Genomic DNA, 14,539 nt, shown 5'->3' with positions numbered 1-14,539 from the left:
GTGGCCAACAAGAGTGTCCAACTTTTGCTGACCGCGCTCAAAGTCCGGAAGAAACCGGCATATAAGGGGTGGTTGCATGGAACAGGGAGAATTTTCCCTCAGCGAACGGGAGTTCGCTCGGATCAAGGCCCGGGTCTATGCCGTGGCGGGTATATCCCTGAGCGAGGCCAAGCGGACGCTGGTGGTTTCCCGACTTTCCAAGATCGTGCGGGCGCTGAGGCTGCCCAGTTTTGACGCCTATGTCGATTATCTGGAACGCGGCGGCACGGCCGAGGACGGACAGGACTTCGTCAATGCCCTGACCACCAATCTGACGCGGTTTTACCGCGAGGATCACCATTTCGATCACCTGCGCGCGCATGTGGGGAACCTGATCGCCGAGCGGCCCCGCGGCACCAAGCTGCGCATCTGGTCGGCCGGCTGCTCGACGGGCCAGGAGCCCTATACCATCGGGATGGACCTGCTCGGGGCCTTCCCTGAGCTCAAGCGTTGGGATTTCAAGATCCTGGCGACCGACATCGACACCGCCGTGATCGCCAAGGCGGCGGGCGGGGTCTATCCAGAGAACGAATTGAGCGGGCTTTCGGCAGAGCGGGCGCGGCCCTTTGAGCGTGGCGAGGGCACGATCCGTATTCCGGCGGCAGTGCGTGAGCTGGTCTCGTTCAAGCCGCTGAACCTGATCGGGCCATGGCCGATGAAGGGGCCGTTCGACGCCATCTTCTGCCGCAACGTCGCCATCTATTTCGACAAGCCTACGCAGGGCGAGGTGTTCGGCCGGTTCGCCAAGATGATGGCGCCCGAGGGCTTCCTCTATATCGGCCACTCGGAAAACCTGGGTGCGGGCGGCGATGGCTTCCGGCTGGTGGGCAAGACGATCTACCAGTCCAGAGAAAAATTGAACAAGCGAGCGGCATGATGAGCATCAAGGTCCTGGTTGTCGACGACTCGGCGCTGATCCGCGAAGTTCTCGGACGCATGCTGACGCGCGACGGTGACATCGACGTGGTGGGCACCGCCATCGATCCGATCGACGCGCGTGAGAAGATCAAGACGCTCAACCCCGATGTCGTGACGCTCGACATTGAAATGCCCAATATGAACGGGCTGCAGTTTCTCGAGCGGCTGATGCGGCTGCGGCCGACGCCGGTGGTGATGGTTTCGACCCTGACCAAGAAGGGGGCCAGCGAAACACTGCTGGCGCTCGAACTGGGTGCGGTGGATTTCGTCGCCAAGCCCAGCGCCGAATTCTCCGGGGGCCTGGATGCCTTTGGCGCCGGACTGCGCGACAAGATCCGCGCGGCGGCCAAATCGGATGTGCGCGGCCGCTCGGCCAGCCGGGCCGAACCGGCCAAGGCCGGCAAGGTAACACTCAAGACTGCCGCGGCGCCTGATGGGGCCTTGATCGCCATTGGCGCTTCGACGGGGGGCGTCGAAGCCATCCGCGCCGTGCTCAGTGAACTGCCGGCCGATTGTCCGCCGGTGGTCATTGCCCAGCATATGCCGGCCGGCTTTACCGGTCGCTTTGCCGCAAGGCTCGATGAATTATGCGCCCTCAAGGTGGTGGAAGCGGAAGACCGCATGCCGCTCCTGCCCGGGCACGCCTATGTGGCGCGGGGCGACTATCATCTGCGGGTCGAGAAATCCTCGGGCCAGCTCAAATGCCGATTGAGCCAGGATGGACTCGAAAGCGGGCATCGCCCCAGCGTCGATGTGCTGTTTGAATCGGTGGCCAAGACCGTGGGGGCCATGGCCGTCGGCGCGATCCTGACCGGCATGGGCAGGGACGGGGCGCGGGGCCTCAAACTCATGCGCGAGGCTGGCGCCTATACCGTGGGCCAGAGCCAGGCGTCGGCGCTGGTCTATGGCATGCCGCGGGTGGCTTTCGAGGAGGGCGCCGTCATCGATCAGGCGCCGGTCGAGCAGATCGCCGCCAAGCTGGCCAATGCCCTGGTCAAGCTCAAGTCGGCGGCGTGAAGCGGCACAGGCAGAATGCCAACTCGGCGGTTGAGACATTTGTAACGCTTGGCTCATAGAGTCCCAAGTCAAGTGCGGCCCGAAGGCCGAAGGCGCGTAGAGGTAAGAAGACCATGCCAAAAGCAAGCGGTGTCAGCGTCCTGATCGTGGATGACCAGCAGTCGATGCGGGGCATCTGTAAGTACATCCTGACCCAGCTGGGCTTCAAGGATATCATCGAGGCCAAGTCCGGGCGCGACGCCCTGGGCAAGCTCGAAAAGTCCAATGTGGACCTCATCATTTCCGACTGGAACATGGAAGACATTGACGGGCTGACCCTGCTCAAGGTGATCCGCAAGCATCCGCGGACCCAGGCCATGCCCTTCATCATGGCCACCGGACGCTCGGACAAGGAGCAGGTCAAGGAAGCCATTTCCTTTGGCGTCAACAATTACATCATCAAGCCCTTCGACGCCTCGACCATGAAGAAGCGCATCGAAGCCGTGATCGGCGCGCTGACCTAGGCCAGACGTCGGGCCGAATCCAGAAACGCCCTCGCCGGTTCGGCGGGGGCGTTTTGTTTTGCGAAATAATGCTTATCGGATAGGCATTTGCCCATATTTTGTGCCATCGGCATTTATCCGTAAGAAGTGATTAAGCCCATAGATATATCGTTTCCATAAATGGGCGCGTCGCGATGCGCCCCGGCTGCCTGTGTCGGGACTGTTCGGTCCGCATCGCCACGGGAGGGGACATAGCCGGCGAATGGGGAGACGAGGTTTTCATGAAGTTCATTCCGCATCTCAAGATTGCACAAAAACTGCCATTGGCATTGGTTGGGTCGGCCCTGGTTGTCAGTGCCGGCGTCGGCATTGCCAGCTATCTGATTGGCCTGAACACCGTGGCCGAGCAGCGCGATCAGTCGATGCAAGCCTCGTTGAACACTGCCACCACCATGGTGAGCGACTATTATTCCAGCGCCGAGGTGGATCTGCGCCTGTTCGTGCAGCGGTCCGATACCGTCACGGCGATGAAGAACCTGACGCGGGCCTTCGACGAATTGCGCATGGGCCTCAAGGAACGTGCGGCCACGCAGCTGCAGACCGCCTATGTGACCAATAATCCCGATCCGGAAAACCGGGCCGCGGTGGATAGCGTTGGCGCCATGGGCGCCAGCTATGATCCGGTGCACAAGCGCTATCATCCCGGCTTCCGCACCCTGCAGATGGAGCGCGGCTATTCGGACGTGCTGATGATCAGCGCGGCGGGCGACGTGGTCTATTCGGTGGCCAAGAACACTGACTTCATCACCAATGTCATGACCGACACCACGGCCGCCGCCTCAGGCCTTGGCATTGCCTTCGCCGCTGCCAAGGACCTGGCCGACGGCGAGGCGGCATTTGTCGATTTCTCCGTCTACGCGCCCAGCGGCACTGCCCAGAGTTTCATGGCGATGCCGGTCTATGACAAGGATCAGAATGCCGGTGTGCTGGTGCTGGCTATTTCGCCCGAGGCCATGAGCACCCGCGTCGCGGGGCTGTCCGGCCTGGGCCGCAGCGGCGAAGTGGTGGTAGTCGGCCAGGATGGCCTGCTGCGCTCGGAATCTCCGCGCACTGAAGAGCCTGACGTTTTGGCAACCACGCTGACCGCCGAGGTGATTGCCGGGGCCTTCAGCGGGGCGACCGGCGAAGGCCTGAGCACGGATTATCGGGGCGCGCCCATGGTGGTACGGGCCCAGCCGGTCAGTGTTGGCGATGTGACCTGGGCCGTTGTTGCGGTGCAGCCCGAGAACGAAGCCAATGCGGCGGTCGTGCAGATGCGCGACATGACCCTGGCCATCGGCGGCATCCTGCTCGCCATTGCGGCGGTGATCGGATTCTTCTTTGCCCGCTCGATCAGCAAGCCGATTACCCGCCTCACCGGCACGATGGAAGCGCTGGCCAATGGCGACCTCTCGGTCGAGGTCAAGGGCGGCCGCCGCCCGGACGAGATCGGCGCCATGGCGCGGGCGGTGGAAGTGTTCCGGGCCAATGGGCTCAAGGTCAATGAAATGACCGAGGCGGAAGCGGCGCGGATCATCGCCAGCCAGGCCGAGCGTGCGGCCATGATGCAGGACCTGCAGCGCGCCTTCGGGCAGGTGGTCGATGCGGCCATCGCCGGCGACTTCAGCAAGCGCGTCACCGCCGAATTCCCCGACGACGAACTCAATACCCTGGCCCGCTCGGTCAATGGATTGGTGGAAACCGTGGATCGCGGCCTCAGCGAAACCGGTACGGTGCTGGCGGCTCTTGCCAATACCGACCTGACCCAGCGCATGCAGGGCGATTACCAGGGGGCCTTTGCCGGCCTCAAGGCCGATACCAATGCAGTGGCCGAAAAACTGACCGATATCGTGGGCCAGTTGCGCGACACGTCGCGCACCCTCAAGACGGCAACCGGGGAAATCCTTTCGGGCGCCAATGACCTTTCGGAACGCACCACCAAGCAGGCGGCGACCATCGAAGAAACATCGGCGGCCATGGAGCAGCTGGCCTCGACCGTTCTGGCCAATGCCGAACGCGCCAAGGAAGCCTCCACGGTGGCAACGGGCGTGACCCATACGGCCGAACAAGGTGGCCAGGTGATGGGGCAGGCCACCCAGGCGATGGAGCGGATCACCCAATCCTCGGCCAAGATTTCCAACATCATCGGGCTGATCGACGACATCGCCTTCCAGACCAACCTGCTTGCCCTCAATGCTTCGGTGGAAGCGGCGCGCGCGGGCGAGGCGGGCAAGGGCTTTGCCGTGGTGGCCGTGGAAGTGCGGCGTCTGGCACAATCGGCGGCGCAGGCCTCGAGCGACGTCAAGGCGCTGATCGAGCAGAGCGCCAACGAGGTCAAGGGCGGCTCCAAGCTGGTGGCCGACGCGGCCGGCCGGCTGGAGGAAATCCTGGTCTCGGCGCGCACCTCGAGCGAGTTGATGAACGGCATTGCCCGCGAAAGCCGCGAGCAGGCGTCGTCAATCGACGAGGTGAACACGGCGGTGCGCACCATGGACGAGATGACCCAGCACAATGCGGCGCTGGTCGAGGAGATGAACGCCTCCATCGAACAGACCGAGGCCCAGGCGAGCCAGCTCGACACCATTGTCGATATCTTTGCCATCGAGCAGCGCAAGCCCGCTCCGGCCAAGGTGGCAGCCAGTGCCGGGCCAGTGCAGGCGATTGCCCAGGGCGCGCGCGGCCTGCAGGCCAAGCTGAGCACCGCAGCCAGATCCTATCTCAGCAAGGGCAATGCGGCGGTCGACACCGACTGGAGCGAGTTCTAGGCCCATATCTGTCGCGTTTTCGGACCGCAGAACCGGCCGCTTTGCCGGCAGGGTTTCGTATCGAAGTTCAAGGGCGCCTCAGGGTGCCCTTTTGCTTGTCCCGGATACGACCCTAGCCGGTCAGGCCTCCGGCAAGCGGCTGGTTATCCAACGGCGGAGCAGGGACAGAGGAGGCTCGGCGCGGGGATGAAGGGGCCATTGCGGGCACAAAATCATGTCGGTTGCATAACAAAGTGATCATGGAAATCGATTGCGGAAAAATCCGTACAACTTTCCGTAAATAGTTTCCCTTAGGCTCACCCTCCATTGAGCCGGTTATTGGGGCGTCCTTAGCAGACATCCCGGGCCGCACGGGGGAGAATACGCCATGAAGAAGCTCGCGCGCCTCTTGGGGAATGTGCGCATGACCACCAGCATCCTGATGCTGGTCATGTTGTCCATCATCGGATCGATCGCTGCCGTGTCCGGCGCGATCTACATGAGTTTGCACAGTCAATCGATGGCGGACAGCAGGGTGCAGCAGGAGACCAACCTGGGTGTTGCTGCCACCATTCTCGAGCGGCGCATTTCCGGGTCGGTCCTGACCTGGAGCGAAGAGGGGGCTATTGCCGCCTTCCAGAGCTGGGCAATCCCGCCATTCTACGACACCGAAGTCATCGATTCGGTGACCCGCGTCACCAAGCAGGATGCGGCCATCTATGTGACCGATAGCGCCACTGGCGACATGCTGGCCAAGACCACGAGCCTGGTGCTGCCCGATGGCACGCGCGCCGTGGGTGGCGCTCTCAAGGCCGACAGCGCCGTGGTGGCGCAGATCAACGCCGGCGAGATGGTGCTGGGGCAGGTCGAGATCGACGGTGTCCCCTATTACGCTGCGCTGCAGCCGATCCAGAAGACCAGTGGCGAAGTGATGGGTGCGATCTTCGCCGGTACCCCCATGAGCAATGTCGAAGCCGCCGCCAATAGCGTGCTTGGCCTTATCGCCATGGTCGGTGGTGCCGCCACCATCGGGTTCGGGCTGATCGGTTTTGTGGCGTCGCGCATGATCACCCGGCCGATTCCCAAGCTGGCCGGAACCATGGAAATCGTGGCCCAGGGCAATTACGAAGTGGACGTGCCCTATACCGAAAAGGGCAATGAAGTGGGCGCCATGGCCCGCGCCGTGGAAGTGTTCCGTGAAAACGGGCTGCGCGTGAGCCAGATGACCGAGGCGGAAGCCGCACGGATCATTGCCGACGAGGAAAAGCGCCGCGAGATGATGAGCGAGCTGCAGGGCGCCTTTGGCGTGGTGGTCGATGCCGCCATTGCCGGCGACTTCACCCAGCGCGTTACCGCCGAATTCCCCGATGCCGAACTCAATGGCCTGGCCTCCAGCGTCAACAACCTGGTGGAAACCTTCGACCGCAGCGTTGCCGAAGTGGGCGAAGTGCTCGGCGCCATGGCCGACACCGACCTGACCCGCCGCATGACCGGGGACTATGACGGCGCCTTTGCCAAGCTCAAGTCCGACATCAATGCAGTGGGCGACAAGCTGACCGAAGTGGTGCTGCAGCTGCGCCGGACCTCGGGCTCGCTCAAGACCGCGACCGGCGAGATTCTGTCGGGCGCCAATGACCTTTCGGAACGCACCACCAAGCAGGCAGCGACCATCGAGGAAACCTCGGCGGCCATGGAACAGCTGGCCTCAACCGTGCTGGCCAATGCCGAGCGCGCCAAGAATGCCAGCGCCAGCGCCTCCAAGGTCACCCAGACCGCCGAAGAGGGCGGCAAGGTGATGGATGCGGCCAATGAGGCGATGGAGCGGATCACGGCGTCGTCCTCGAAGATCTCCAACATCATTGGCATGATCGACGATATCGCCTTCCAGACCAACCTTTTGGCGCTCAATGCCTCGGTGGAAGCGGCTCGCGCCGGGGATGCCGGCAAGGGCTTTGCCGTGGTGGCCGTGGAAGTGCGGCGCCTCGCCCAGAGTGCGGCCAGTGCCTCGTCCGACGTCAAGGCGCTGATCGAACAGTCAAGTGGCGAAGTGACGACGGGCTCCAAGCTGGTGGGCGAAGCGGCGGGCAAGCTGGCCAGCATGCTCGAGGCCATCCGCGAGAATACCCAGTCGCTCGAAGCCATTGCCCGCGACAGTGCCGAGCAGGCCACGTCCATCGAGGAAGTGACGGCGGCCGTTCGCACCATGGACGAGATGACCCAGCACAATGCGGCGCTGGTCGAGGAGACCAATGCGGCCATCGAGCAGACCGAGGCGCAGGCCAGCGAGCTCGACCGGATCGTCGATATCTTTGCCGTGGATGACAGCAGTGTCCAGAACAGCGCCCCGCCGGCGCGGACGGCCAGACCGGCGCCGCGGTTGGCCGAATCAGCGGCGCCACGCCTGCGCACCCAGGGCAATGCGGCCATCGCCGCGGATTGGGACGAATTCTAACATATTGCGAATGCACACAAATTAGGCGGCCTGCTTAAGCAGGCCGCATTCTTTTTGCGTAACTAATACTCGATTAATCTGCGCCGCTTAGGATTTCTCCCAATAGTATCGCCACTCCGCAGGGGAGCTGGCGCTGGTTTGGGGCCTGTACAGTGGTTAGTTCAATCAAGCGGTTCTTTGGCAATATCCGCATCACCACCGCGATAGCGGCCTTGGTCGTTGCCGCCATCCTGGTGTCGGTTTCGGTTGTCTCGGCTGCCATTTATCTCAATCTCAGCGGCACCCTGCGTGAGCAGGCCGAGGCCCAGCAGGCGTCCAACCTCAAGACCGCCGCGACCATCCTCTCCAACAATCTGCCCGGTGCTGATGTCGCCTGGACCGAAGACGGTGCTCTGGAAAGCATTTCGACTTTTGCCATGCCGCGCCAGTTCCTCAACCACGACATTGTCGATTCCATCGTGCGCCTGACCGGCGAAACAGCGACCATTTTCGGCTGGGACCCGCAGAGCCAGGACTTCGTCCGCATGTCGACCAATATCGTCGGCGCGGACGGGGAGCGGATCGTGGGTACGGGCCTGGGCAAGGATAGTGCGGCCTATGCTTCGGTCATGGCGGGTCAGCTCTATCTAGGCGAGGCCAATATCCAGGGCAGGGCCTATTACACCGCCTATCAGCCCATTCTCGACATGGCTGGGGCGCCCATGGGCATTCTCTATGTCGGCGTGGACAAGGTCGGGGTTGAGGGCGTGGTCAATGGCATCCTTACGCTATTGCTGATCGTGGGCGCGGGTTCTCTGCTGATCCTGGGGCTTGTGGGCTTGTTCGCTTCGCGTGGCCTGATGGCGCCGGTGCCACGGCTGGCCCAGACCATGAAGGTGATTGCCGACGGCGATTTCGAAACGGTGGTTCCCTATGTGACCCGCACTAACGAAATCGGCGACATGGCGCGGGCCGTCGAAGTGTTCCGCGAGAACGGACTCAAGGTCAGCCAGATGACCGAGGAAGAACGCGCGGCCTCGCAGCGCCGGCGCATCGAGCGCACCGACATGATGGTGGCCCTGCAGGCCGCCTTCGGCGAAGTGGTGGATGCCGCCATTGCCGGCGATTTCTCCAAGCGCGTGCATGCCCAATTCCCCGATGCCGAGCTCAACAGCCTGGCCGGCAGCGTCAACAGCCTGGTCGAAACCGTTGATCGCGGGTTGGGGGAAACCGGCACTGTGCTGGCGGCGCTGGCCGATGCGGACCTGACGCAGCGCATGCATGGGGATTACCAGGGGTCTTTCGCCAAGCTCAAGACCGACACCAATGCGGTGGCGGAAAAGCTCAGCGACGTTATCGGCAATCTGCGGGTCACCTCGCGGGCCCTGAAGACCGCGACCGGCGAAATCCTCTCGGGTGCCAATGATCTGTCCGAGCGCACCACCAAGCAGGCGGCGACCATCGAACAGACTTCGGCAGCCATGGAGCAATTGGCCAATACCGTGGCCGAAAATGCCCGCATGGCCGATGATGCCAATGTTTCGGCCAATGCCGTTTCGGCCGATGCCGCCCGCAGTGGCGAGGTGATGGACAAGGCCAATGCGGCCATGGAGCGGATCACCCAGTCCTCGGCCAAGATCTCCAACATCATCGGCCTGATCGACGACATTGCCTTCCAGACCAACCTTTTGGCGCTCAACGCCTCGGTCGAGGCCGCCCGCGCTGGCGACGCCGGCAAGGGTTTTGCCGTGGTGGCCGTGGAAGTGCGGCGCCTGGCCCAGAGCGCGGCCAGCGCGTCTGCGGACGTCAAGGCACTGATTGAAGCCAGCGCCAGCGAAGTGAAGGGTGGATCGGACCTGGTATCGAGCGCTGCAAAGCAGTTGCGCGACATGTTGGGCGCCGTCACCGAAAACGCCGGGCTGATGCAGTCGATTGCCCAGGCCAGCAAGGTACAGGCGACGGCCATCGAGGAAGTCAGCGTCGCGGTGCGCACGCTCGACGAGATGACCCAGCACAATGCGGCCCTGGTCGAACAGACCAATGCGGCTATCGAACAGACCGAAGCCCAGGCGGGCGAATTGGACCGGGTGGTCGATATCTTCACGCTGGATGACGCCGGTGCAGCCCCCGCCGCCGCGCCGCGCCGCGCTGCGCCGCCTCCGCCCACCCGTGCGGTGCAGAAAGCGGCCCGCTCCTATCTCAGCCAGGGCAATGCCGCCATTTCGTCCGACTGGGACGAGTTCTAGGACCAATCGGCATTCAATTGATGCCGCCCTGCAAAGGGCAATCTGCTTGAGGAGGGGGCGTATGGCGCCCCCTTCTATTTTGGTCACAAATGGCAACGTGCTTTACCGGACCTTAACGGGCGCACCGCTAGATTTCATCTGGACGCAGAAATCGACTTGATGATCGCCGGAGGTGTGCCGGTGGATCTCGACGGGCGTCCATTCCCGTCATTCTGCAGGTTACCGCCCAAGGGGCGGCCGTTTGCGCATGCGGCACATGCGTCGGCAGCTCCGCCCCAGAAGGGGCGCAACATAAGGTTTTCGGGCCAATGAAACTGAGCGATCTGTCTATTCAACTGAAGCTGGTGCTGGGCGCAGGGATCGTGTTCCTGCTCGCCATGGGCGGTCTGATCGCGGGCGGGCTGTACCTGATGTACCAGACGGCCGGCAGCGAGGCCGAAGAGCGGGCACGGGCTCTGCTGGGGCAGTACAGCCAGCTGGCCGTGGGTCAGATGGGTACTGTCATCGCCCATACCCAGACGACCGCTGCGGTGGTCGAAGGTCTGATTACCGGCGCGCCCGACCGCGACGAGATCGGCGATGTGGTGACGCGGGCGCTGCTGTCGCGGCCTGCCGTGGTCGGCATGACTGTGGCGTTCGAGCCGAACGCGGTGGACGGGCTGGACCAGATGTTCACCGGCCATGCCTATTCGGACGCAACCGGCCGCATGGTGCCCTATTTTACGCAAAAGGGCGGCGTGGTTTCGGTCGAAAAGCTCGTGATGACCGAGGAGGCCGGGATCGAGGGCTGGTATAGCCTGCCGATGCGCGAAGATCGCAGCGTGTTGACCCCGCCCTATCTCTATCCCATCGACGGCAAGGAAGTGCTGCTGACCACCATCAGCACGGTCGTCCACAAGGACGGCAAGCCCGTCGGCATTGTCACGTCTGACCTGACGCTGGATACCATTGCCGGGATCATCGGGCAGCTCAAGCCGTTTGATGTGGGTTCGGTGCTGCTGGTGAGCAATGACGACACCTGGATTGCCAATCCCGATCCGGCCCTGGCCGGACAGAAACTGGCGCCGGACATTTCGGGAGCACTGCTCAATACCGAGTTGATGGGCCAGGGCATGACCTATGTCGATGAGACGGGCACGAATACATTCGTGGTGACGACGCCCCTGGCTTTCAGCGGCGTGCCGGAGACCTGGACCATGATCATGACCGTGCCGGCGGCGACCATTTATGCCGGTGTCGACGCCATGCGAAACATGGCCCTGGTGGCTGCGGGCGTCCTGCTTGTCTGCGTATTGGCCCTGGTCTGGTTCGGCGCAGGCGTGCTGGCCCGGCCGATCCGCCGCATGACCGATGTCATGGGGGTTCTGGCCCGGGGGCAGTATGACGTGGCGGTGCCGCACCAAAGCCAGAAGGACGAAATCGGCGGCATGGCACGCGCCGTCGAGGTGTTCCGCGAAAATGGCATGCGGATCAGCCAGATGACCGAGGCAGAGGCGGCCCGTATTATCTCCGACCAACAGGCCCGTCAGGCCATGATGAGCGAATTGCAGCTCGCCTTTGGCGAGGTCGTGGATGCCGCCATCTCCGGCGACTTTACCAAGCGGGTCAATGCCAGCTTCCCGGACGCCGAACTGAATAGCCTCGCCGCGTCGGTCAACTCGCTGGTCGAAACCGTCAACCAGGGCGTCAGCGAAACCGGCAAGGTGCTTGAAGCCCTGGCCCGGACCGACCTGACGCTGCGCATGCATGGCGACTACAAGGGCGCTTTCGCCCAGCTCCAGCACAATACCAATACCGTGGCCGAGACGCTTTCGGACGTGGTCAATGGGTTGAAGACGACCTCGCGCTCGCTCAAGACGGCGACGGGGGAAATCCTTGAGGGCACCAACGACCTCTCCGAACGCACCACCAAGCAGGCCGCGACCATCGAGCAGACCTCGGCGGCCATGGAACAGCTGGCAACCACGGTGCTGCAGAATGCCGACCGGGCGCGCGACGCCAATGCCAACGCCCAGACCGTGAGCAACACGGCCGAGGAAGGTGGCGTGGTGATGAGCAAGGCCACCGAGGCCATGGAGCGGATCACCACCTCATCGGCCAAGATCTCCAACATCATTGGCCTGATCGACGATATCGCCTTCCAGACCAACCTTTTGGCGCTCAATGCTTCGGTGGAAGCGGCGCGGGCAGGCGATGCCGGCAAGGGTTTTGCCGTGGTGGCCGTGGAAGTGCGGCGCCTGGCCCAGAGCGCGGCCAGCGCCTCCTCGGACGTCAAGGCGCTGATCGAGACCTCGTCCGGGGAAGTGGGCGCCGGCACAAGGCTGGTGGCGGAAGCCGCTGCCAAGCTGGCCGCCATGCTGGAAGCGGCCAAGTCCAATTCGAGCCTGATGGAGGGCATTGCCCGCGACAGCCGCGAACAGGCCTCGGCCATTGAGGAAGTGACCGTGGCAGTGCGGCAGATGGATGAGATGACCCAGCACAATGCGGCCCTGGTGGAAGAAACCAATGCCGCCATCGAGCAGACCGAGGCTCAGGCCAGCGAACTCGACAAGATCGTGGCCGTGTTCAGAACCGAGGCCGGTGACGTTCGGCCCGCCCTCGAACCCGCCCGGCCAGCAGCGCCGCGGGGGCCAGTCCAGAAACTGCGCCAGGCCGCGAGCCCCTATCTCAGCCAGGGCAATGCCGCCATTTCAACAGACTGGAGCGAGTTCTAGATCGTGTCATCGTTTCGGCGAAACGCTGAGCTGCCCTAGTCAAGTCATCAAGTTGCCGGCGCTCTCAAGGGTGCCGGCTTCTTTGTTTTTGCATGGGTCTTCTGCCAACCAATCCAGCGTCGCCGAGGCGCTCAACCGGTCGGAAAAATTGAGGCTGGCCGGGCCCTAAGTAGTTCCATTGTGGCAATTATTCACACATTGTTAACCGTAATACAGTATTCGTTCATGTATTGATGCAGATCAATGTGCGGGAGCCATGATCTGGTCCAACTGAACTCTGGTTTTGCAATAAAAGTGGGGCTTCGATGAATTCCGCAATTTCTGAAAATTTGCAGTCAAGACTGGATTTCATCGGCCTGGACGAGGCGTCGAGGGGGCGTCTCGCCAAAGTCGAGCACAGCATCACCAGACACCTGGAGACGGCGCTGGACCTGTTCTATGCCAAGATCGGCACCGTACCGGCAGTCCGGCGGTTCTTCGAGGGCAAGCCGCAGATGGATCGGGCCAAGTCCAAGCAGCTTGGTCATTGGCAGGCAATTGCCACCGGGCAGCTCGACGATGACTACCTGCAGGCCAGCACCCGTGTCGGCCTGCGCCATGCCCAGATCGGCCTTGAGCCGCGGTGGCATATCGGCGGCTATGGCGTGATCATGGAAACACTGGTGCGCGGCATTGTGCACGATGCCATGGCCGCTGCGCTGGAGCCGCAAAAGGGGCGGTTCGGCGCCATGACCCCGCGCAAGCCCGAAGCGATTCTTGCTGATGCCGATGTCATGGCCGACGCCGTGGTGGCCGTGCTCAAATCCATGTTGCTCGATATCGATATCGGCGTCAGCGCCTATTTTGACAAGCTGACCGACGATGCCCGCGAGGCCGATCAGGCTGCCCGCGCGAAGATCCAGACCGCCGTCGCCGCCACAGCGGCCGTGCTCAAGGATGTTGCCCATGGCGACCTGACGACGCGGGTGACCGACGTCCTTGATCCCGAATTTGACCAGATCAAGGATGATACCAATTCGGTCGCCGAAAAACTTGCCGACATTGTGGGACAGCTGCAGCAGACGTCGCGCTCGCTCAAAACGGCAACGGGCGAAATCCTCTCGGGCGCCAATGACCTGGCGGAGCGGACCACCCGGCAGGCCGCGACCATTGAAGAAACCACTGCCTCGATCGAACAATTGTCGACGGCCGTGGTGGAAAATGCCAAGCGGGCGGCTTCGGCCAGTGATACGGCCCGCAAGCTGACGCTCAGCGCGACCGATGGCGGGGCTGTGATGGCCAGTGCCACAGGCGCCATGGGCGCAATCGAGACATCTTCGGGCAAGATCTCCAACATTATCGGGCTGATCGACGATATCGCTTTCCAGACCAATCTGCTGGCGCTCAACGCTTCGGTGGAAGCGGCGCGGGCTGGTGAAGCGGGCAAGGGCTTTGCCGTGGTGGCCGTGGAAGTGCGGCGCCTGGCCCAGAGCGCAGCGCAGGCCTCGTCCGACGTCAAGCAATTGATCGAAGCCAGTGCCGTCGAGGTGCGCAATGGTACGCAGCTGGTGGCGAAGGCGGCCGAGACCCTTCGCGACATTCAGATGCGCGCCGAGGAAAGTGCCGGGCTCATCGATACCATCGCCCAGGCCAATGCCGAGCAATCGGCCTCCCTCGAGGAGGTGACGGTTGCGGTGCGCCAGATGGATGAAATGACCCAGCATAACGCCGCCCTGGTGGAGCAGACCAATGCTGCCATCGAGCAGACCGAGGCGCAGGCCAGCGAGCTGGACCAGATTGTCGATGTGTTCCGCATCGGCGATAGCGTGCCCAAGATGCCCCAGGCCAAACGCCCGCAGCCCAGCCCCGTGCTCAAAAGTGCCGGCAATGCTGCGCTGGCCGCCGACTGGGAAGCCTACTAGGCGCTGCT

At 62.9% G+C, this 14,539-nt stretch carries 8 protein-coding genes; all 8 read left to right on the top strand.

Going from position 1 to position 14,539, the window contains the following annotated elements:
* Positions 1 to 76: 76 nt before the first annotated feature.
* On the top strand, positions 77 to 916 hold the full coding sequence (locus NIM87_RS04210) for a CheR family methyltransferase (RefSeq protein WP_254673389.1): 840 nt from the start codon (positions 77 to 79) through the stop codon (positions 914 to 916).
* On the top strand, positions 916 to 1,974 hold the full coding sequence (locus NIM87_RS04205; RefSeq protein ID WP_254673388.1) for a protein-glutamate methylesterase/protein-glutamine glutaminase: 1,059 nt from the start codon (positions 916 to 918) through the stop codon (positions 1,972 to 1,974). Before NIM87_RS04210 ends, NIM87_RS04205 begins: the two co-directional genes overlap by 1 nt.
* Before the next feature lie 113 nt (positions 1,975 to 2,087).
* The gene (locus NIM87_RS04200; RefSeq protein WP_254673387.1) at positions 2,088 to 2,477 is read left to right on the top strand and encodes a response regulator; all 390 of its coding nucleotides are present in this window, start codon (positions 2,088 to 2,090) and stop codon (positions 2,475 to 2,477) included.
* A gap of 260 nt (positions 2,478 to 2,737) precedes the next feature.
* Complete coding sequence (locus NIM87_RS04195) at positions 2,738 to 5,260, top strand: methyl-accepting chemotaxis protein (protein WP_254673386.1); 2,523 nt, start codon at positions 2,738 to 2,740, stop codon at positions 5,258 to 5,260.
* A 367-nt stretch (positions 5,261 to 5,627) separates the two neighbouring features.
* Positions 5,628 to 7,691, top strand: a complete 2,064-nt coding sequence (locus NIM87_RS04190; protein ID WP_254673385.1) for a methyl-accepting chemotaxis protein — start codon at positions 5,628 to 5,630, stop codon at positions 7,689 to 7,691.
* Positions 7,692 to 7,843: 152 nt separating this feature from the next.
* Positions 7,844 to 9,916, top strand: coding sequence for a methyl-accepting chemotaxis protein (locus tag NIM87_RS04185; protein WP_254673384.1), 2,073 nt, complete (start codon positions 7,844 to 7,846; stop codon positions 9,914 to 9,916).
* Between the two features lie 308 nt (positions 9,917 to 10,224).
* Positions 10,225 to 12,630 carry a methyl-accepting chemotaxis protein gene (locus tag NIM87_RS04180; protein ID WP_254673383.1) on the top strand — a complete coding sequence of 802 codons (2,406 nt, stop codon included), beginning with the start codon at positions 10,225 to 10,227 and terminating at the stop codon, positions 12,628 to 12,630.
* 305 nt (positions 12,631 to 12,935) lie between these two features.
* Positions 12,936 to 14,531 (top strand): globin-coupled sensor protein, encoded by a 1,596-nt coding sequence (locus NIM87_RS04175; protein ID WP_254673382.1) that lies wholly within the window; start codon positions 12,936 to 12,938, stop codon positions 14,529 to 14,531.
* Positions 14,532 to 14,539: the final 8 nt, after the last annotated feature.

The sequence above is a fragment of the Devosia ureilytica genome (assembly GCF_024273195.1).
In the GTDB taxonomy this organism is placed as follows: Bacteria; Pseudomonadota; Alphaproteobacteria; order Rhizobiales; family Devosiaceae; genus Devosia; species Devosia ureilytica.
This window is presented reverse-complemented; position numbering and strand designations above follow the sequence as displayed.